The following is a 20,641-nucleotide window of genomic DNA, read 5'->3' on the forward strand; positions in this document are numbered from 1 at the left end:
ATTGGTATCTTGATTTAATGGCCTTAATGCTGAGAGGCCCCGCTGGTAGCATCCGTATCCGTTGATGGCTCAGCCGCGTCCTCTGATGCACCGGTTGTGGTGTCGGCAAGCGGCTGATTGTCAGCTTCATCTTCCACGCTGGCCGCCGAAGCTCCTGAGAAGGCATCGATTTCTTCGCCATGCGCTTCCTTAGCGGCCTTTAAGAAGTAGCTGAATGGCTTCAATGCCTGCGCTTGGTACTTTTTAACGTATTCGTCAACCTGTTTTGGATCCTGGGTCTCCTTGTCTAAGAACATGTGGTTGGTTGAAAGCGGCATCTCATGCGTGAGCTTAACGTCAATTACTACTGGCAGATCCGTCTGCTGAGCCTCAACCATGGCGGCTTTGAATTCAGCCTTAGTGCGAACCGTAAAGGCCATGGCGCCCATCCCTTTGGCAACGGTTGCCCAGTCGGTTTCCGGCAGATCAATGCCTGACAGCGGCTGGTGCGAATCATCAAGCTGTTCTGCCACAATGTAGCCCAGGCATTCATTACTGAAGACCACGTTGATGATGTGCATGTGGTACTTAACCTGCGTGAGGATTTCTTCCATCAGCATTGCAAAGCCGCCATCGCCGGAAAGACTGTAGACATCGCGATCTGGGTAGTTCACCTTAGCTGAGATGGCGGCTGGCAGGCCATAGCCCATCGTCGCGTACTGACCAGAAGTACACCACTTTTGATCATCGTGAATCATCAGCAGCCGCTCAAAGTTGATGTTGACGTTGCCGACATCAACTCCAAAGACAGCCTTACTGGAAGCCATTTGATTGATCACGTCAAAGATCGGTTCTGGACGAACGGGCATCTCTTCGCTGTCATTAAAACTGTTTTGCCAGTCCAGCCAGTTCTGCTTGTCGGCCAGCGCGGCGTCATAAAAAGCAGATGGCGCTTTTTCATCCGCAACGTCAGCCAGTGCTGCCAAAGCCGTTTTGGCGTCACACAGCAGCGGTACGTCAATATGATGACGCTTGCCCATCTTTTCTGGATCAGTGTCGATTTGAATGACCTTGGCATCCGGATTAAACAAGAAGATGCTAAACGGAACGTCGGTACCAACCCAAATGATCAGATCAGTGCTAAAACCAATCTCAGCACCAGGTTTAGGCGCAACCCGACCAGCCGAGCCCAGGTAAGCAGGATACTTTTCATCCAAAATCCCCTTGGCTAAAACTGAGGAGACCAGCGGCATCTTGTACTTTTCCGAAACGCGCTTTAATTCCGCAGCGGCATCCTTAGCCCCAATCCCAAAGTAGATCATTGGCGCCTTGGCATCCTTAATCAGTTTGCCGGCCTTAGCCAACAGATCCTGGTCGACGACATAGTGTGCTTTGACGTGGTTGGCAACGTTGGGAACAAAAGTGTCAGGAATCTTGGCCCAGCCAAAGTCTTTTGGAATCGTAACCGTTGCGGGGCCATGATGCTTGTAGGCCTGTCGGATTGCCTCATCAATCATGCGGGGCAGACTTTCCGCCGTCATGGCCGTCTTGTTCCAGACCGAAACGTCCTCAAACGCCGGTTCTTCATCCATTGCTTGGAAAAAGTCTAGGTTCATACGCGTTGAGGGAACCTGAGCAATAATTGCCAAAACCGGCACGTGGTCATGCTTGGCATCGTACAGTCCATTGAGCAGGTGAATGGCACCAGGACCGGCAGAGCCAAAGCAGACCCCGATCTTGCCCGTTAATTTGGCATCAGCAGTTGCCGCTAATGCCCCCGCCTCTTCATGCCGTACCTGAATGAATTTCAATTCTTGACGCTGGTTGTAGATCGCATTCATCGTGGAGTCAAAAGAACCACCAGGATAACCGTAGATGTGCTTAACGCCCCATTGCCGAATTACTTTTAAGACCGCATCGGAGCCACTGATCATTTTTGCCATCTTAATCTTCCTTCCATATTTTAAAAATCATCCCGCCTGTACTTAACAGCCGGTCTCAATTTACGTTTTATCTCAGGCCACTCTCTACTTCAGCCCTCATAGGTTATGATAGCGCTTTTATGCATAATAACAAGTGCATTTTAATGAATATTTTTCACAATGAATAACAAGTCCCTTGATATCAGTGTTTATATCAATCAAAATTTTTATTTTTTCTTTGATAAAAATTAAATTTGGCGTTGTTTTTTGATATTTTTAAAACAGTCATTATCAAATTATAATACGATGTCACGATTTAATAATAGTAATCGTATTTTATTTTTAATTACCAATACATTTTAGCCTGAATCGAATATTTATCACAAATATCATGATGCTTGCTCACTGTTTTATAAGTGTTTTATGCATATTTGCCTGCATGATTTTGTTGTAAGTGGCAAAGAAAAAAGCCGGCTGCCAATCGCAACCGACTTATTGCATCATTGATTTAACATCCATCTAAAGCCTCAGATTGGCTCAAAAGTAGCACGGCAGAGTGAATTACATCATTGATTTAACATCCATCTAAAGCTAAGGCTGATCTGACGTGGTCAAACGTTGCGTGAATTACATCATTGATTTAACATCCATCTAAAGCCGTTTGTTCTTCTGGTTTTTTGATTTCCTGGTGAATTACATCATTGATTTAACATCCATCTAAAGCCTGCAGACCAGCGGGCCAAGCTGGAGCAAGGTGAATTACATCATTGATTTAACATCCATCTAAAGCCAGGTAGGCCACATGGCTATGGCGCAGACTGTGAATTACATCATTGATTTAACATCCATCTAAAGCCAGGTAGGCCACATGGCTATGGCGCAGACTGTGAATTACATCATTGATTTAACATCCATCTAAAGCAAGATATTTTGTTTCCAAGCACTGGCAACGGTGAATTACATCATTGATTTAACATCCATCTAAAGCTTCCTTCATCGCAATATTTACACAAGATAAGTGAATTACATCATTGATTTAACATCCATCTAAAGCCTTTATGCCGGGCCTTTTTTTATTAATAACGTGAATTACATCATTGATTTAACATCCATCTAAAGCCCAGTTTTTGGCAGATTATCAAGAGCCATCGTGAATTACATCATTGATTTAACATCCATCTAAAGCAGGGCGAGGTGGGTAATCTCCCACCTCGGCGTGAATTACATCATTGATTTAACATCCATCTAAAGCATGGTGCAGATGATGGTGAGTGTCATGTTGGTGAATTACATCATTGATTTAACATCCATCTAAAGCTAAGTATCCAATACAGCGGGGACAAACAAAGTGAATTACATCATTGATTTAACATCCATCTAAAGCTAAAGTTATCGGTATCCGGTTTAACCGTTGGTGAATTACATCATTGATTTAACATCCATCTAAAGCCCAATTTAGCAAACTGGCGCTTTAAACCGCGTGAATTACATCATTGATTTAACATCCATCTAAAGCCAGACTGGTCAACATGCTTCCAAATACCAAGTGAATTACATCATTGATTTAACATCCATCTAAAGCGCGTCGTATTACGATTCAGTTCTACTATCCGTGAATTACATCATTGATTTAACATCCATCTAAAGCGACATGTGAAGTCGAACAATTAGTCAATTGGTGAATTACATCATTGATTTAACATCCATCTAAAGCAACTGGACGTGCAGAATTGCCGTGTACTTGGTGAATTACATCATTGATTTAACATCCATCTAAAGCTATCGCCATTCAGAACCGCTTGCTTGGCTTGTGAATTACATCATTGATTTAACATCCATCTAAAGCATGCTGATACGATGAAAAAGATTAAACAATGTGAATTACATCATTGATTTAACATCCATCTAAAGCTGGCGATGATGGTTTAAGCGATGGTCGAGCGTGAATTACATCATTGATTTAACATCCATCTAAAGCCCTGTAAAGCAACGTTTCTGATCATCTGACCGTGAATTACATCATTGATTTAACATCCATCTAAAGCCGTTGTTTTCTAATCAAAAACTAACGATTTAGAGATGCCAATCAACGAAATCTTCATCAATCCAATAAACATCAGCGCTTTGATAATATACACGCTGTTGTTTTTCTGAGAATTCCAATAGAAAAACTGCGAGGCCACTTTCTTCAATCAGCTGAAGAAAAGCCTTAAATTGTTCTGGCAACAAAAAATTAGCGATGTTCTTCATTGCCAGAACGCGACAGTCATTCAACTCTAAATGAATATTTAAATCATTTTTTATTATATCATATGGTGTCGCATTTGCACTGCTGATCAAATGCGGGCGGGCATATTTGTATAATCTTTGAAAGCCATCATCAAGACTGACTTCCAAGGGTAAATCAACTGAAAACAGCGTATCCTGAATGGCTGTCAACAATTCTTGCTGTTTAGTAAGCAATTGCTGCCTTTGATCAACCGTCAATTCATTGCTGATCTTTTTAATCAAAGCTGAGCCGTACTTATCCATTAAATCAGGTGCTGAAGACAGATCCGCGTCCCAACATAAAGCTGTCGACAGATTCAGTTCCGAAAAATTATCATCAATTAAACGAAGCAAATCATTCTTTTCTGCCAGTGCTTGTGCCATTTCAAAGTAAACGTTCTGGTTATTGGTCATCAACACGGTTACACGACCATTTTCAAGTTCCATTGGCTGATGAGCTGCATATATCAAATTCATAATACAATCGTCCTTTTCGAGGTATTTCTAACGTCCTGTACTTTCTTGCCCCGCAAAAAATGCATGTCATTATACTGCTTTTCAGTCATCATAAATGTCTGCACTACTCCCTCGTCAGGCAGAAAGGCTTTGATTCGCTGCTCCATGAAATTAGCCGACTGCCGACTAACGCATACTCGCGCGTAAACTGAATATTGAATCATTAAAAAGCCTTCTTGAATCAGCCTTTTATGAAATTTGCGGTATTCCCGACGCTGTTTACTGGTTTCTACTGGCAGGTCAAACATTACCATTAAGCGCATCATTCGGTACCTCACTTGTAAATTCCACCTCGATTCTCGTTTCGTCTTTGTCACCACTCAAGTAATTTAGACAGTCAGTGACATACCGAGAAATCGCATTGCGTAAAATTTCTTTTTTGCCGTTAAAAATAATCTCGATATTCATGCAATCAATCAAACCGATTTTTACTTCTGGCGTCAGCTCACGAAACTTTTGCCCAGCAACCCAGTAATCAATGATTGGTCGAAAGGGTTCCATCAGGTCGGAGCCCAAATTAAAATGATTGGCTTGATTACGATGATGGATCCCCAGTTCCGTCAAATAACCGTTGCCAGCAATTATGCGATTGGTTTCAGACAACAAGATCGAATAGCCATAATCTAACGCGGCATTGATCGCGCTGCCGTTATGCCTTGAAAAGTCATCATCATAAAGTAACGGAAAATACTTTCTGGCAACCACGGCCTCGCGATTGGTCTCATCACCAACCAGTAGTTGATCCAGCTCATTTTGCAGACACTCAACATCCTTATGGAAACATTTTAAAACCGAAATCTGATTGTTAATCTTGGCAGCCACAATCTTCGTCCATAAGACATCCTTGCGCTGCTGCTGCCAATTAAACTGATTTTCCAACAACTTGCAGTCGCGATTGGCGGATTGATAGCCATTCACCTCGCCAATTGGCTGATGAGCATGATCAACAAAAATCACCTTAATGTTGTTCTTTACCAAAGCACTGATTAAAGCCGAAGTAATCACTGCCTGTGTCGTACTTACCATTAGCAGTGCCATGTCATCAAGCGGTATTTCACTGGTTCCATCCATTGTTTGCACCACCATCAGACCAGCTGAATAAGACATTTTTGCATGCTGAGTTACAATGACTGACCGCCATCCCATAAATACTCCTCCTTGCCAATTTAAAAATTTAAGGTTATACTATGTTTGTTGGGTAGCTCCCAACAGGAATAACATCATTGATTTAACATCCAGAGTTAAAGTCAAACAATGCATTTTGCAGAGTTATTTCTTCTGACCCATTTATTAATGGGCGATACATATTAAAAAGGAATGGTTCACCATTGATGAGCCATTCCTTTTCTTTTTGCTACAGATCTTTCAACAAAACTTCTCTGCTAAATAAGCCCGTTGGTGATTGATATACTAATTTTGCATTTTCTGATAATTGAATACCACTTTTGGTTTGGAAAGCACCAAACCCTGTAGATGTATTTAAAATATATTTCATTTCGGGTGCAGTTGCATTTGCATGAAGCCCTCTAAGCATATTAATAATTGTTTCAGCTTTGCTTGCATCTTTCTTGTTCAATGAGAAAGTTGGCAACTTCAAATATTTGTCCCGACCTGCTTTTAGTCTCTCACGGAACTTGTTTTTATCGTACAGCGTAAAGTAGCGGTTGACCCGGTCAAGAATATCATCATAAAGCATTGTCATCCGTTCATCAGCTTCATCAGGATGTTTTCTGACGTATTCAAAATTATTAGCCAACGTTTCTAATGAATGATCGCTTAAAACCAGCTGCTTGGCATTATGCTGATACTCATGACTCCCTAGCGTAAATTTTGCATCCCCGTCAATGACTAACTGATTATAGCGCACACAGGGAACCAGCACGTCAAAGTCTTTTACCACGGCTTCTTTTAATCCGGTTTTACGGTTCTTTTTAAACGAAGTGAAGTTCCGCGACAAAACATCGTGCAGGGTCTGCATATACTGAGCATGACCTTTTTGTTCTGCCATCTTCAGTCGCTGCAGCATTCTGACTGGTACGCTGACAACCTTATACTTAGGCTTTTTGCCGTTAACGCGAACGATTGCCATATAGGCAGCAACCTCATGGGTATAAGCACCATAGATGTCTACCGGTTTACTATTTTTAATTTTAATTGGGTTAGACTTCGTGGCGGCCTTTGATGCAGGAGCAATTGTTGCATCATATAGCTTTCCATGTTTCACATAAACGGCTTTAGAAATCAGCATATATTTGAAATGCTGAATCTTGGATACATAATCGCTCAGCCAGTCGACATCCACGATTTTTTCCTTGGTTTCCGGATTTACCGCGGTTCCACTGTTGTATTGATCTTTTTCCAAGTCATGAAAAAGATTAACTGAGCGCAACCGTTTCAAATCATCAGCATAGATTTTGGCATAGTCACCGTAGACAAACATCGACCGCAGTTTTGGATAGCGCTGATACAGGTAGTGGCCAGCAAACGCCGTCAAGTAAGCATCAACAGCGTGGTGATAGTCATTTACGTCACGTACTTTATAAAGACTGAATTTTTCACGCAATTGCTTGGTAAGCTCGGCCCGCGTTTCAATCACGGTGCTGTCTGGATAAAGCGAACCAAAAATATTGGCTGCCAGCTTGATGATTTGGCGCGTCTCTACCAACTGCCGATGAACAAATCCCTGCATCTGATACTTGTCAACCTGTTCTGGATCGGTCGTCAGATTAAGATACTTGCGATTGCTGATCAGCTGGCTTTCTTTAAGTTGCTTCCAAAAGGCCCGCATTTTAGCTCCATAAAGCTTTGCCGGTACTCGATCCGACTTAGCCGCGTTTTCAGATTTCTTAACCAAGACCCGATTATCCAAAGAATTATCCTTCAAGAATGATTGTGGCAAAATGTGATCAATCTCGTAATGCGTGCTGATTTCATCGATATTGATTGGCGTGCCATCATACATATCACGACCAGCCTGGGTAAAGTAAAGATAATAGCGATCATTCAAATCCTTGACGTTTCCCAATTCTTCAAGCAGATTGGTTTGCTTGACCAGCTTTTCGGCCGTTTCATGATAAAGCTTTTCAATGCTGCGCCGTCGACTGTTTTTCAATTCCTTGTTGCGATCTTCATTACGAGCAAACTCAATTGAAATCGATGCTGGGGCATCGCCAACCGCCTTGACTACATCAGCAACAACTTTGACAACCTGGCGAATTGCTTTTTTATTTTGGGGCGATGTATACGTGTCAGCCAAAATATCATCAACGACTTCTAATGGTGCCTTGTCAGCGTCTTGCAATAGCTGCTGATTAAGTTCAGTAATTTGTTCTTCAAAGACCGGTTGATGCACGATCTGCATAAAGTTTTTGTTGGTATCCCACATTAGATCAATAATACGCTGACCATTTTCATCAGTGATCCCCGTTAACAGTTTCTTGGAGAGTCTCCCCCATCCCTGATAACGTTTCCGAACCAATTTTTCTCTTTGTTCGTTGGTCAGCCACTGGATTTCCTGCAGTTTGACGCTATAAATCTCACTATCCTCAAATACGGTTGACCATTCAATAATCTTTTCAATATCATCACGATAGTTTAAATCATCAATGCGGTCTCCCAGTATCTTAGACAGATCAATATAGGTACCAAGACTTGAATTAAAGCTGCGACCATTCGACAGTCCTTCGATTTTTGGCTTAGTCAGCGTTGGTTCGTGAATCGCCAAGAAATTCGTCAAGGTCTTAAGATTAACCGTCTTACGCTTCTGAAACAGGTCCGTATAGATGACTTGCTTTAGTGCTGGCTGCAGTTTGCGACCATTCACGCGAATATTATTCAGCTCATTTAAAACCGTAAACTTTTGGTACAGCAGACTCGATGCCGGCAAAACGTCCTCGCTTAACAAATAAGTGTCCTTATTCGTCATCCGTTTGATAAAATTATTGGCCGATTTCTCACGATCAATCTTCTCATCAAAATTCCATGGCGTAATCTTGCCAGCTTCTTTTCTGACTGCCCATGCAAAAGAGGCCTTAGACGTCTTTTGTTGATCAGCCAAAGTAATCATCGGTCCAACATAATATGGAACACGGAAGCTGACTAACTGATCCAGCTTGTATTTGGCATTCTTAATGTTCTTTTCAACTGGATTTGGTTCTGCCAGCCAAGGATAATATTCTTTTTGATTTTCAATTATTTGATCAAGCTCTTGTTGATGCATTTGGTGCGGAATTACACCGTTTGCAGATGTCCGCTGTTTTGGCAGGTAGTCGCCAGCCTCAATCTCGTCTTTAATCTTTTGTCCCAGGTCAGATTTGTCCATCAACTTTTTCAAATCTTTGGTAAAGTCAAATTTGCTGTCTTTAGGAACCTGACCAATGTATTCAGCATAAAGATGATCGAGCTGCTCACGAATTTTTTTATCACAGGCAGCACCATAAGTCTTTAATTCTTTTAACTGACGGCGATGCTTGTAGTAACGGTTCAGCATTGATGCCGAAACGGTTTCACCATTGGGTACGATTTCATTGAGCATGATCTGAGAATACAGCAATGACAGTTGATTAATCAGCTCCATCTGGTAGTCGTCCAGCTCTTCGGCAATTTGCATCAACTGATCATCACTGTTTTCCGTACTCATATCCAGCGTCTGGTCAAGATTGTTTTGCAGGATCAAACCGACCTTTGCCTTATATCCCAAGATTAATTTACTGATTTCACGAGCCGTTTGCTGATGCGCTTTAACGATCTCCTTATCAGTCCCATCTTCAATCAATGGCAATAGTTTGGCAGCAGCCTTTTGACGATCAAGCTTCTTTTGTTTGGTATCCAATAAAAGCTTTCCCAATTCATCTACCTTGGTCAAGTCAATTTGAAATGGGGCGATCGGCTGTACTTGACGGAATAAGTCATTTAGCGTCTCAAACGATTTATTGAAATCAATTTGATCGGCTTTAAACTTGTCAACACTTGTATTATTTAAAAAATTCCCGCGATACTTAACGATATGGTGAACAGCCAAATATATTTCACGTAGATCAAACTTACGCTTTTCATTCATCAGTGCATACCGCAGCTGGTAAATGTTAAAGACTGGAAAATCTGCTGCCTTTTCAGCTGGCATTTCTTTGCGCATTTGAATCAGCGTAGGATATCCATTTCCATCTGATGCAGCTTCCTGATCCGGAAACAGCAATTTCCCCATATATTCTTGATTTTTAGCAGGATCTTTTGCCGAGATATCAGATTGCTTGAGTCTTGCCAAAAAATTAGGATCTACTTCTGCTAAATATGGCGCAAAAAATTCATCCAAAAACTGAAGGCGCCAACGACGTCGACTTAAGCGGCGCCGGGCCGTTCGAAAGCCGCGCCGATCTGCTGCCGTTTCCCCCTCTTTAAAAGTCCGGACGCCGATTGCATTTTTACCTTTAACGCGCAACAATGAAAAATGATCATCAATTGCGGTCCAACCGATTGAATTTGTACCAATATCCAAACCAAGATGATATCTACGCAATCCTTGCTTTGAACTATCCATCGTAATTAACTCCTCCTGTACAACATTTTAATCAGCTATAAGCCCTCTTTATTAAAGGCAGCTTAACTGCTATCTTCTATTTTCCACCATTACCCGGCTTTTAAGCACTTTTTTCCAAAAAAATTTTCGATTTTTTGGAAATTATCCAATTGACAGCGCTAAAGTTCTAAAAATTTATTGTTAAGAAACAATTATTTTTTCCTAGTAAACACATCACTAATCAAGGGCCTAATATGATAATTCACATTAATGCCTATCACCATGTCATCTCATGGAATTGTGACCAGGATCTATTAAAAGCTTTTTTCTATTCCATAATCTTTTTAGTGATAAACTGTTTATCAAAGAAGAAAAAATCATTGACTTAATCTTTGGTTTCACTAACCAAACTTTTTAACATTTCCACTGAATCTGCTTAATTGCCTTTCTAACTATAGAAATTAAATATGTAATTAGGAAAGAAAACTATGAAAAACTCTGAATATAAAGCCCTACATGATTTACCCAAAAAGACCAAATCTACTCACCTGCTTTGTGCAGCCAATGGTCAACAGGCTAATTATGATGGTTTTGCATTGCTGGAACCATCGAATACCTTTAAAGTTATCCAAAATAGAAAAGGTCATCGGCGAACTAATTGCCTTAGCTACATGTTGTTTCATCACAAAAGCGAAAAAATGATCCGTATCGACTTAAACGGAAAACCGCATGAAGGCGTTGCGACACCACATGTACATATTTTTGATGACCAGCATCAAAATGGGCAACATGCAATTCCACTAACTAATTTGGTGAATTATAATTGTACTGATGAGATTGTTACATCGCTTATGGAATTTCTTAAATACAACAACTTTGAAATCAGTGATATCACTATTGAACAATCATTGATTTAGTAAAGAAGGTGAAATAAATGAATACCGTTAAATTGTTAGATAATTATTTTGAATGGTTAAAAAAAGGATATACGATTAATCATTTAGGAAAATGCGATGAAATAGTTACCCCTTTTGTCGATGATATAAACGATAACATCACTATTTATGTCGAGGAAGTATCCGACAAGCAAATAATGCTGACAGATGACGGCTATACTATCACCAATCTGGAATTCATGGGTATTAAGCTCACCCCAACCAGAAGACGTCTAATAGATTCAGTGTGCCAACAATTCCATATCAAAATAATTGAAGATGAAACTTTATCAATTGTCGGCACTCCCAAAGAATTTCCAATTATGAAATATCAATTGACATCTGCTATCTTACGAATTAACGATATTTCATTCACCCAAAAAGAAAATGTTAAAAGCTTTTTTGCCGAGGACGTTTTAAATTACTTTGACACTAATAATTTCGGCGGTTTGCCAACCTCAGTTAGAGGGCAAAGCGGCGTAGAGTATAAATTTTTGTACGCTTTACCTAAACGTAAGGATAAACCGCTAATCCTTTTTAATATTCAGAATAATATTTCTGCAAACGAAATAATGCTTGATGCATTTAAACACAACGACATCAAAAAATCCGCCAATCTGCCTAATATGTATGCGCAAAGTCGTTATGTCGTCATATTTAATGAAAAACAAAAAAATATTAGTGAAAAAGCGGCAAAAATTGCCCAGGCCTATGATATTGACGTTATCTCCTGGGAAAATAAAGCTGCATTGGCTGAACTAAAAAACTAAAAAATCTCAACCTTTTATAAACATAGAAGATTGGGATTAATTTCTGCGTATAAACCGAACATACGTTTATTAAGAGGCGGTGGATCTGCTCGTAAATTATTAGAAAAAACGGGAAACCCATCACCCCATGTCGGTCAAGTACATGTCTGATCGAATTCAGGTAAAGTTAGGTTTCCCGTTTAATTTTCATAGTTTGAGGTATGCCCATGCCACCATGTTGTTGGAAGCTGGTGCAAGCCCAAAAGAAGTGCAAGTGCAACTAGGACACAGCAGAATTACAACCACACTAGATACTTATGTTCACCTAAGTGATAGCAAGAAACGGCAAACAGCCGATTTGTTCGATCAAGTATCTAGCTAATCTTGCCCACATTTGATTTTATGTGGGCAAATTGTGGGCAAATGCCAAAAAATTGGTCTAGTTTTAGCCATCCCTAAAACATAAATGCCGTCATAGCTACTTCTTCTTTTCGTCGATTTCCTCATCTGTCTTCAAAACGGCCATGAAGGCTTCTTGTGGGACCTCAACGCGCCCAACTGCCTTCATCCGCTTCTTACCGCGCTTCTGCTTGTCCAACAGCTTGGCCCGTCGATCAGGATCCCCAGTATGAATCCGCGCCGTAACGTCCTTGCGGTAAGCCTTGATGTTGGTCCGTGCGATGATCTTGGAGCCAATGGCGGCTTGAATTGGAATCTCAAAGTTCTGGCGCGGAATAATCTTCTTGAGCTTGGTCGTGATTTCGCGGCCCCGTTCTTCGGCAAAGTCGCGGTGTGCGATGAAGCTTAAGGCATCAACCTTGTCGCCATTAAGCAGAATATCGATCTTAACCAGGTCACTGACGCGGTAGTCATCAATCTCATAATCCAGCGAGGCATAGCCATGCGTGGAACTCTTCAGCTTATCAAAGAAGTCAAAGATGATTTCAGACAACGGAATGTGATAGATCACGTTGACCCGCGTCTCACTCAGATATTCCATCGTGTCAAACTCGCCCCGCTTGCGTTGGCAAAGCTCCATAACCGGGCCGACGTAATCGTTTGGCACCATGATCGAAGCTTTGACGTAAGGCTCTTTAATATCCTTGATAGAAGAAGTATCCGGCATTTCAGCAGGGTTTTCAACTTCTTTCATCGTACCATCATGCAAGTCGACATGGTAGGTTACGGAAGGTGCCGTGGTAATCAGATCCAGATTGAATTCACGTTCCAGCCGCTCCTGCACGACGTCCATATGCAAAAGTCCTAAGAAGCCGCAGCGGAAACCAAAGCCCAATGCTTGTGAGGATTCTGGCTCAAACGTCAAAGCCGCGTCGTTGAGCTGCAGTTTTTCCAAGGCATCCCGCAGATCGTTGAACTTGGCGTTGTCAGTTGGATAAAGTCCCGCGTAAACCATTGGCGTCATTTGACGGTAGCCGGCTAATGGCTTATCAGTTGGGTGCTTGGCATCGGTAACCGTATCACCAACCCGCGTATCTTTAATGTCTTTAATGGCCGCGGTAATATAGCCAACGTCCCCCGCCATCAAGAAATCACGGGCTAATGGCTTAGGCGAGTTGATTCCGACTTCGGCGACTTCATATTCAGTACCAGAGTTCATCAGTTTAATGCGGTCGCCCTTCTTGACGGTTCCTTCAAAGACCCGGACGCTCAAAACCACGCCGCGATAGTCATCGTATTTGGAATCAAAAATCAGCGCCTTTAGCGGAGCCGTCAGATCACCAGTTGGCGCCGGTACTTCGGCAACGATTTTTTCCAGTACCTTTTCGACGCCCAGACCGGTTTTGGCACTGACGTCACAGGCATCGCTGCAGTCCAGACCGATTTCTTCCTCAATCTGCTTTTTAGTCCCCGCCACGTCAGCGGAAGGCAGATCGATTTTGTTAATGACCGGCAGGATCTCCAAGTCGTTGTCCAATGCCAGGTAAACGTTGGCCAAGGTTTGTGCTTCAACCCCCTGCGTTGCGTCAACGACCAGAATTGCCCCTTCACAGGCTGCCAAAGAGCGTGAGACCTCATAGGAAAAGTCGACGTGCCCAGGCGTGTCGATCAGATGGAAAATGTAGTCTTCACCATCTTTAGCATGGTAAGTCAGCGCCACGGCATTTAATTTGATGGTAATGCCGCGTTCCCGCTCCAATGGCATGTCGTCAAGGATCTGGGCCTTCATTTCCCGCTTAGAGATCGAATCCGTCATTTCTAGAATCCGGTCCGCCAGCGTAGACTTCCCATGGTCGATATGGGCGACAATCGAAAAGTTCCGAATGTGCTTTTGGCGTTCTTTCATTTCTTCAAGATTCATTGATTTTTTGTGCTCACTTTCTACGTTAAATGTCTATCTACCAGTATATCAAATCCCGTTGGCAACTCAAACTGGGTCGGTGCAAATACTGAAAAAAGAGCAATTCGCCGCGCGCTGCAGCGTCTTGCTCTTTAAAACTTTAGGCTTATTTTTCTTCAAAGTGATCCTTGAGTTTGTCTAAGAAACCGCCCTTGTAGCCGGCGACACGTTCGCCACTGGCTTCAGCAAAGGCCAGCATGGCTTCTTTTTGCCGCTTGTTAAGATTCTTAGGCGTCTTAACGTGAACCGTGACATGCTCATCGCCATTGCCATTGCCGTTAAGATGTGGAACCCCTTTGCCCCGCAGCCGGAATGAGGTTTCTGATTCCGTGCCCGCTGGAATCTTTAAATCAACATCGCCATGCACAGTCTTGACCTTGATCTTGTCACCCAACGCGGCTTGCGCAAACGAGATATCCTGATCAACGTAGATCGTGGAGCCATCCCGCTTAAAGTCGCGACTAGGCGTAACTCTAAAGACAATGTACAGATCACCGTATGGACCGCCATTGGTACCCGCTTCACCTTGGTTCTGCAGGCGCATCTGCTGACCATCATCAATGCCAGCCGGCACCTTGACCTTAAGCTTGTGTTTTTCTTGAACGTGGCCTGAGCCGTGGCACTTGTCGCATTGATCTTCCGGCTTAATTTCCTTACCGGTACCATGACAGGTTGGGCAGACGGTCTGGGACTGCATCATCCCCATCATCGTTTGCCGGCGCTGCATCACAACCCCGGAACCGCCACAAGTATGACACGTTGCAGGCGACTTGCCCGGCTTGGCACCAGAACCGTGGCAGACATCGCATTCGGCTTCTCGATCATACTTAATCGTAGTCTCCTTACCAAAGATGGCATCCATAAAGTCCAGCGTCATATTGTACTGCAAATCGCGTCCTTGTCTTGGTGCCGAAGGATCGCGCCGAGCACGGCCGCCACCAAACAGATCACTGAAGATATCGCCAAAGTCGCCAAAGCCACCCTGACTAAAACCGCCCTGACCAAAGCCGCCGAAGCCTTGACCGCCACCAAAGCCGCCTTGAGGGCCAGCGGAGCCAAACTGATCATATTGTGCCCGCTTCTGCTGATCATGCAGCACTTCATAGGCTTCATTGATTTTCTTGAATTTTTCTTCGGCTCCCGGCTCATGGTTGACGTCTGGGTGATACTTAGCCGCCAGCTTCCGATAGGCCCGATTGATTTCGGCGTCTGAAGCATCCTTTTTGACGCCTAAAATGTCGTAATAGTTTTTCTCTGCCATTTAAATCCCTCGCAACGCAATTTTTCTCTCTTACTTTATAGCATAGTCACGATAAATAAGCAAAAGCCAAAGTCCGTTATAGGGGCTTTGGCTTTTTTGCTTATCTAAATCGGCTTCGGCTGACTGGCCTACTTGTTGTCGTCGTCATTGACTTCAGTAAAGTCGCCATCAACGGTCTTGCCGTCGCCCTTGCCGTTATTGTTGTCAGCACCGCCATTGTTGCCGTCAGTACCATTTTGTTGGTTTGCTTGTTGAGCTTGTTGGTAGAGCTTGACTGCCAAGTCTTGAACGATCTTGTTTAATTCGTCCTTCTTGGTCTTCATCGCATCAAAGTCCTTGGCGTCCTTAGCTTTTTGCAGAGCATCCCGGGCGTCCTTGGCCTTCTTGATCTCATCTTCAGAAACCTTGCCGTCAAGTTCCTTAATGGTCTTGTCGGTTTGGAAGATCAGCTGGTCAGATTCGTTCATCAGATCAACTTCTTCCTTCTTCTTCTTGTCGGCTTCGGCGTGTTCTTCAGCGTCCTTACGCATCCGTTCGATTTCTTCATCAGACAGACCAGAGTTGGACTTGATCGTAATGTTTTGCTTCTTGTGCGTTCCTTGGTCTTCGGCAGAAACGTTAACGATCCCGTTCTTGTCAATGTCGAAGGTAACCTTGATTTGAGGAACGCCACGTGGTGCAGGCGGAATATCCGTCAGTTGGAAGTTGCCAAGCGTCTTGTTGTCGGCAGCCATTGGACGTTCACCTTGCAGAACATGGATATCAACGGCTGGTTGGTTGTCAGCGGCCGTTGAGAAGATCTGGCTCTTGGAAGTTGGAATCGTCGTGTTGCGGTCGATCAGCTTGGTCATTACCCCACCCATGGTTTCAATACCAAGGGACAGTGGCGTAACGTCAAGCAAAACAACGTCCTTAACGTCACCAGTCAGAACCCCACCTTGAATGGCAGCCCCCAGCGCAACGGCTTCATCAGGATTGATGGAGTGGTTTGGTTCCTTACCAGTCAAGTCCTTAACCAGTTCTTGAACGGCTGGAATCCGCGTTGAGCCACCGTTTAAGATGACTTCATCAATGTCGTTAAAGTCCAGACCAGCATCATGCAAAGCATTCATAACTGGCTGCTTGGTCTTTTCAACCAGGTCGTTGGTCAGTTGGTTGAACTTAGCCCGCGTCAGCGTTTGGTCCAGGTGTACTGGTTGACCATCTTTTTGAGCGATAAATGGCAAGTTGATTTCAGCGGATTGGGAGCTGGAAAGTTCCTTCTTAGCCTTTTCAGCAGCATCCTTCAGCCGTTGCAACGCCATCTTGTCTTGGGACAGGTCAATGCCTTGGTCTGCCTTAAAGCCATCGATCAGCCAATCCATGATCTTTTGGTCAAAGTCGTCACCACCCAGATGAGTGTCACCAGAAGTGGAAAGAACTTGGAAGACGCCATCGCCTAGTTCCAGGATGGAAACATCGAACGTCCCACCACCAAGGTCATAAACCAGGATCTTTTCGTCTTTGTCCTTTTTGTCCAGACCATATGCCAGTGAAGAAGCAGTTGGTTCGTTGATGATCCGCTTAACTTCCAGACCAGCAATCTTACCAGCATCCTTGGTAGCTTGACGCTGAGCATCGTTGAAGTAGGCTGGCACCGTGATAACAGCTTGGGTTACCGTGTCGCCAATGTAGTCTTCAGCGTACTTCTTGATGTATTGCAGAATCATTGCCGAGATTTCTTGTGGCGTGTACTTCTTGCCATCAACATCAACCGTGTAGCCTGGTTCGCCCATGTGGCTCTTGATTGAAGTAATGGTGTTTGGGTTGGTGATGGCTTGACGCTTGGCCGTTTCACCAACTTGAACCTCACCATTCTTGAAAGATACGACAGAAGGAGTCGTCCGGCCACCTTCTGGGTTGGTAATAATCTTAGGTTCGTTACCTTCCATAACAGCAACGGCGGAATTAGTGGTACCAAGGTCGATACCGATAATCTTATTGCTTGCCATAAATGTTTTCCCTCTTTTTATATTGGTTTATCTAAATTATTGTGCAACAACGACCATTGAAGGACGCAGCACGCGATCCTTCATTTCATAGCCAGCCTGCAGAACCTGAACAATGGTGTCAGCTTTTTGATCATCCGAAGCTGGCGCGGTTTGAACCGCCTGATGCTTGGTCGGATCAAAAGGCGTGCCTGGCTCAGCTGGAATCTCAACAATCCCATGGTCCTTGAGCGCCTTTTCCAAATGGTCGTGAACCATTTGAATGCCCTTCTTGAACTCTTGGGCCTGCTTGTCATCCAATTGTGTTGCCAAGGCCCGCTTCAAGTTGTCCAAAACCGGCAGGATGTCTTTAGCCAGCCCTTGACCATCGTACTTGATCAATTGCGCGCGTTCTTTTTTAAAGTGGTTGTTCATGTTTTGAATTTCCGCTTGCGCCCGCAGATACTGGTCGTCTTTTTCATCGAGCTGCTTTTTCAGATCGGCAATCTGCTGCTTGAGCGCGGCAGTTGGATCTTCCTTGGTAGCTGACTTGGCATCCTTGGCTTCTTCGGCATTCTTAGCCGCTTGGTCAGCCGCAGTCGGTTCAGCTGCTTGAGCCGCCTTTTCTTCCTTGGCAGCTGCTGATTTCTTTTCAGCCATCGAACCCCTCCTATAAATCGTAATAATTGTGATAGTAGTCGAGCAGTCGTTTAGCCAGCTCGCGTCTGAACGCGTCAACCAGGCCAATCGTCCGCGAATAAGGCATCCGCGTCGGTCCCAGCACGGCGATAATACCCTTGCCGTATTGGTTGACGTCGTAGGTAGCGGTGATCAGACTGTAGTCGTTGAGCACCTGATTGTTGGCAATCTCACTGCCAATCTTGACATTGACTCCATCATCTGGAGAATCGGAATCAATGATGCTTGACAGATTATCGCTTTGATCGAGCAGTCCATACAATGCCCGCAGCGCCTGAGGATTCTGCCGATCAGAATAGCCGAGAATGTTGAGCCGACCACCAACGAAGTATTTTTCGCGAGCCGCCCGCCCCAATACGCTGTCAAAGATCTGCAGAAAGCCGTCGGGACTGTGCAGATACTGACTAACCTTTAATGGAATGTCAGTCTGCAGATGCTTGACGACCGTGGCCAGTGGCAAGCCTACCAGCTGGTCATTGATCAAGCGCACCACGGCCTCCAAAGCCTGCGTATCCAGGTTCTTAGGCAAGGTGAATGATTGGCTTTCCACCTCACCGCTGTCTGTAACCAGAATGGCAATGACCTTTTGATTACCCAACGGCACCAAACGAAAACCGCTCAAGTGCACGTCTTTTTGCTCTGGCTTCAGCGTAAACGCCGTGTAAGACGTCAGCGCTGAAAGAATATCAGCTGAATGTGAAACGATCTCATCAATCTTGCGAAAATCAGCCCCCAATGAATTTTGGATCACCATCAGATCACTGTCGGTAACAGCTGCTGGATCAAGCAGATGGTCAACGTAATAACGATAGCCCTGCTTGGAAGGAACGCGACCAGAACTCGAATGCTCCTTTTTCACGAACCCTTCTCGCTCCAAGACTGCCATCTCGTTGCGGATCGTAGCTGAGCTGACCTTAATGGGGAGCTTGTCAGCCAAGACCTTGCTGCCGACCGGTTGACCAGTCGCTGTATATTGACGTACAATCGCTTGCAGGATTTGCTTTTGACGCTGTGTTAGCATTGGCATCACTTCCTTTTAGCACTCTAACTGCCTAAGTGCTAAACACAATTTATAATATACCAACCCCACCGATAAAAGTCAACAATAGTCAAACTTTTTTTCGATAAAAATGTCAAGATTAGTCAAAAGCCGCTGCATCTTGATATCAAGGCAGCAGCTTCAAGCAAAGGAGCCATCTATGAACGAAGAAAACCGCTATGTCCAGCCTCAAAACGCCAAAGAAGCCATGGAGCTGATTCAAAAACTGTTCAACCAATACCGCAACGCGCCATTGACCGCCGAACTGCTTCAATATCACAACAACCTGATCATGCGGCTGCAGTCCGACATCAAGCAGGCGGCCGAAGCAGAAGGTCAGCCCGCGCTTTTAAAGGACCTGCATGAAATGACCGAACTGATGCGCCGCTGGACGACGATTCGGCTCAGCGGGCGTCCGTTTGCCGGCAAGATGCGTCATTTCCATTTCGCACCCGCCAACGGACAGAAATTCAAGCGCCAGGTGCACAAAATCGGTGGCAGCAATGCTCACCGCGCCAGCCGTCATTAATTCGATCATCGGCAATATCTTGAGTTGCGAGCTGCTAAGCATGATGCACGGCAAGCCAATTCGTTGCCTGCTTCATGACAGTAGCCATCAGTTTCAGGATTTCATCGCATTTGACTCATGCCTGCGTGTGGCTAGACTGAGGGACCGTGCTTATTGAGGTGCGATATCATTTTTAGCTGCGTTCACAGTTCTCATAGCGGAAAGTTCGCGGCTGGTCCTGTTCACGTGTTGGATGACTGCAAAATGACTTTGGTTGATGTGCCAGTCATATTCACGTAATGGGCGGCTGACTTTTCCGACCATTTTGATACTACATTACCTACGATTCGCGTTTTTTTCGTCAATCGTAGGTAATGTATAAACGATTCTGAGATTTTTACCTACTTTAGGGCATTTTCAAAAAAATAGTAGGTAAAATTGCATATTTTGGGCTTCACCAATCCTGACCAACATCGACTTTACCTACTATTTCAATCTTTTTAAGGATTAGTAGGTAAAGTTAGGAGTTCTTAACTCGATATACACCGAAATTTACCTACTATGCATCGTTTTTTTAACATAGTAGGTAATGAAAACTTTGATTGGCAGATTATGCAAAATTTTATACAGTTTACCCAAGTCATCGCAAGTCTGATTCTAACGACAGCATCGCGAACTCTTCTTAGTCGCTTCTGGCAGACAACTTTCAGATCTTTAATCAAGCCGCACAATGACAAACTCCCAGATCAGCCATTTTGATGACGAATTCAGCTTTGCACTTTAAATCATCGTTCTTTTACCAACGATTCGACCTTGCCAAGTCAAGCAGTTCTATTAATTAGCAAGTCCATCATTAAGACTTACTCGGAACCGACTTTAACTTTCAATAAAATTTGAAATCACTTCAATCAAAACATCCACTCA

General features: G+C 43.8%; 14 protein-coding genes and 1 CRISPR repeat array. Of the genes, 4 read left to right on the forward strand and 10 right to left on the reverse strand.

All coding sequences use genetic code 11. The annotated features are described in order from the left end of the window. Nucleotides 1-23: 23 nt before the first annotated feature. The 5 genes from spxB to cas9 all read right to left on the reverse strand — a co-directional run bounded on the left by spxB (nucleotide 24) and on the right by cas9 (nucleotide 10,221). Nucleotides 24-1,922 (reverse strand): pyruvate oxidase, encoded by a 1,899-nt coding sequence (gene spxB / locus ACLUWI_RS04065; RefSeq protein WP_412146250.1) that lies wholly within the window; start codon nucleotides 1,920-1,922, stop codon nucleotides 24-26. Between the two features lie 469 nt (nucleotides 1,923-2,391). Continuing rightward, nucleotides 2,392-3,946: a CRISPR direct-repeat array (repeat unit 36 nt; unit sequence GTGAATTACATCATTGATTTAACATCCATCTAAAGC). 28 nt (nucleotides 3,947-3,974) lie between these two features. After that, nucleotides 3,975-4,646 (reverse strand): type II-A CRISPR-associated protein Csn2, encoded by a 672-nt coding sequence (csn2, locus tag ACLUWI_RS04070; RefSeq protein ID WP_412146251.1) that lies wholly within the window; start codon nucleotides 4,644-4,646, stop codon nucleotides 3,975-3,977. Next, nucleotides 4,643-4,948, reverse strand: coding sequence for a CRISPR-associated endonuclease Cas2 (gene cas2 / locus ACLUWI_RS04075; protein WP_039945662.1), 306 nt, complete (start codon nucleotides 4,946-4,948; stop codon nucleotides 4,643-4,645). The genes csn2 and cas2 overlap by 4 nt, the downstream gene beginning before the upstream one ends. Next, nucleotides 4,926-5,831 (reverse strand): type II CRISPR-associated endonuclease Cas1, encoded by a 906-nt coding sequence (gene cas1, locus ACLUWI_RS04080; protein ID WP_412146252.1) that lies wholly within the window; start codon nucleotides 5,829-5,831, stop codon nucleotides 4,926-4,928. The genes cas2 and cas1 overlap by 23 nt, the downstream gene beginning before the upstream one ends. 208 nt (nucleotides 5,832-6,039) lie before the next feature. Further along, nucleotides 6,040-10,221: a type II CRISPR RNA-guided endonuclease Cas9 gene (gene cas9, locus ACLUWI_RS04085; RefSeq protein WP_412146253.1), complete on the reverse strand. Its 4,182-nt coding sequence runs from the start codon at nucleotides 10,219-10,221 to the stop codon at nucleotides 6,040-6,042. A 467-nt stretch (nucleotides 10,222-10,688) separates the two neighbouring features. Here cas9 and ACLUWI_RS04090 point away from each other — a divergent pair, with 467 nt between their 5' ends. From ACLUWI_RS04090 to ACLUWI_RS04100, 3 genes are all read left to right on the forward strand, one after another. Further along, nucleotides 10,689-11,117 (forward strand): DUF6978 family protein, encoded by a 429-nt coding sequence (locus ACLUWI_RS04090; protein WP_412146254.1) that lies wholly within the window; start codon nucleotides 10,689-10,691, stop codon nucleotides 11,115-11,117. 17 nt (nucleotides 11,118-11,134) lie between these two features. Then, complete coding sequence (locus ACLUWI_RS04095; RefSeq protein WP_347990420.1) at nucleotides 11,135-11,905, forward strand: DUF1828 domain-containing protein; 771 nt, start codon at nucleotides 11,135-11,137, stop codon at nucleotides 11,903-11,905. Nucleotides 11,906-12,119: 214 nt separating this feature from the next. Further along, a complete protein-coding gene (locus ACLUWI_RS04100; RefSeq protein ID WP_412146263.1) occupies nucleotides 12,120-12,266 on the forward strand; it encodes a hypothetical protein in 147 nt (48 codons plus the stop codon). Nucleotides 12,267-12,362: 96 nt separating this feature from the next. Here ACLUWI_RS04100 and lepA read toward each other — a convergent pair whose 3' ends face one another. From lepA to hrcA, 5 genes are all read right to left on the reverse strand, one after another. Continuing rightward, nucleotides 12,363-14,204 carry a translation elongation factor 4 gene (gene lepA, locus ACLUWI_RS04105; protein ID WP_006499796.1) on the reverse strand — a complete coding sequence of 614 codons (1,842 nt, stop codon included), beginning with the start codon at nucleotides 14,202-14,204 and terminating at the stop codon, nucleotides 12,363-12,365. 145 nt (nucleotides 14,205-14,349) lie between these two features. Next, nucleotides 14,350-15,504: a molecular chaperone DnaJ gene (gene dnaJ / locus ACLUWI_RS04110; protein ID WP_412146255.1), complete on the reverse strand. Its 1,155-nt coding sequence runs from the start codon at nucleotides 15,502-15,504 to the stop codon at nucleotides 14,350-14,352. A 128-nt stretch (nucleotides 15,505-15,632) separates the two neighbouring features. Continuing rightward, nucleotides 15,633-17,495 (reverse strand): molecular chaperone DnaK, encoded by a 1,863-nt coding sequence (dnaK, locus tag ACLUWI_RS04115; protein ID WP_412146256.1) that lies wholly within the window; start codon nucleotides 17,493-17,495, stop codon nucleotides 15,633-15,635. 36 nt (nucleotides 17,496-17,531) lie between these two features. Beyond that, on the reverse strand, nucleotides 17,532-18,131 hold the full coding sequence (gene grpE / locus ACLUWI_RS04120) for a nucleotide exchange factor GrpE (protein ID WP_412146257.1): 600 nt from the start codon (nucleotides 18,129-18,131) through the stop codon (nucleotides 17,532-17,534). 10 nt (nucleotides 18,132-18,141) lie between these two features. Next, entirely contained in the window at nucleotides 18,142-19,191 is a 1,050-nt protein-coding gene (gene hrcA / locus ACLUWI_RS04125) for a heat-inducible transcriptional repressor HrcA (protein ID WP_272223420.1), read from the reverse strand. A gap of 178 nt (nucleotides 19,192-19,369) precedes the next feature. On the opposite strand from hrcA, the gene ACLUWI_RS04130 reads away from it, so the two are divergent. Then, nucleotides 19,370-19,738, forward strand: coding sequence for a hypothetical protein (locus ACLUWI_RS04130; RefSeq protein WP_412146258.1), 369 nt, complete (start codon nucleotides 19,370-19,372; stop codon nucleotides 19,736-19,738). Nucleotides 19,739-20,641: the final 903 nt, after the last annotated feature.

The organism is Limosilactobacillus mucosae, from assembly GCF_046939755.1.
Classification (GTDB): domain Bacteria; phylum Bacillota; class Bacilli; order Lactobacillales; family Lactobacillaceae; genus Limosilactobacillus; species Limosilactobacillus mucosae_A.

Bases quoted from the DNA above. Each gene is read 5' to 3' on its own strand.
- spxB (WP_412146250.1), bottom strand. From the start codon at position 1,922: ATGGCAAAAATGATCAGTGGCTCCGATGCGGTCTTAAAAGTAATTCGG.
- ACLUWI_RS04090 (WP_412146254.1), top strand. From the start codon at position 10,689: ATGAAAAACTCTGAATATAAAGCCCTACATGATTTACCCAAAAAGACC.
- hrcA (WP_272223420.1), bottom strand. From the start codon at position 19,191: ATGCTAACACAGCGTCAAAAGCAAATCCTGCAAGCGATTGTACGTCAA.
- grpE (WP_412146257.1), bottom strand. From the start codon at position 18,131: ATGGCTGAAAAGAAATCAGCAGCTGCCAAGGAAGAAAAGGCGGCTCAA.
- cas1 (WP_412146252.1), bottom strand. From the start codon at position 5,831: ATGGGATGGCGGTCAGTCATTGTAACTCAGCATGCAAAAATGTCTTAT.
- dnaK (WP_412146256.1), bottom strand. From the start codon at position 17,495: ATGGCAAGCAATAAGATTATCGGTATCGACCTTGGTACCACTAATTCC.
- lepA (WP_006499796.1), bottom strand. From the start codon at position 14,204: ATGAATCTTGAAGAAATGAAAGAACGCCAAAAGCACATTCGGAACTTT.
- cas9 (WP_412146253.1), bottom strand. From the start codon at position 10,221: ATGGATAGTTCAAAGCAAGGATTGCGTAGATATCATCTTGGTTTGGAT.
- dnaJ (WP_412146255.1), bottom strand. From the start codon at position 15,504: ATGGCAGAGAAAAACTATTACGACATTTTAGGCGTCAAAAAGGATGCT.
- ACLUWI_RS04100 (WP_412146263.1), top strand. From the start codon at position 12,120: ATGTTGTTGGAAGCTGGTGCAAGCCCAAAAGAAGTGCAAGTGCAACTA.
- ACLUWI_RS04130 (WP_412146258.1), top strand. From the start codon at position 19,370: ATGAACGAAGAAAACCGCTATGTCCAGCCTCAAAACGCCAAAGAAGCC.
- csn2 (WP_412146251.1), bottom strand. From the start codon at position 4,646: ATGAATTTGATATATGCAGCTCATCAGCCAATGGAACTTGAAAATGGT.
- cas2 (WP_039945662.1), bottom strand. From the start codon at position 4,948: ATGCGCTTAATGGTAATGTTTGACCTGCCAGTAGAAACCAGTAAACAG.
- ACLUWI_RS04095 (WP_347990420.1), top strand. From the start codon at position 11,135: ATGAATACCGTTAAATTGTTAGATAATTATTTTGAATGGTTAAAAAAA.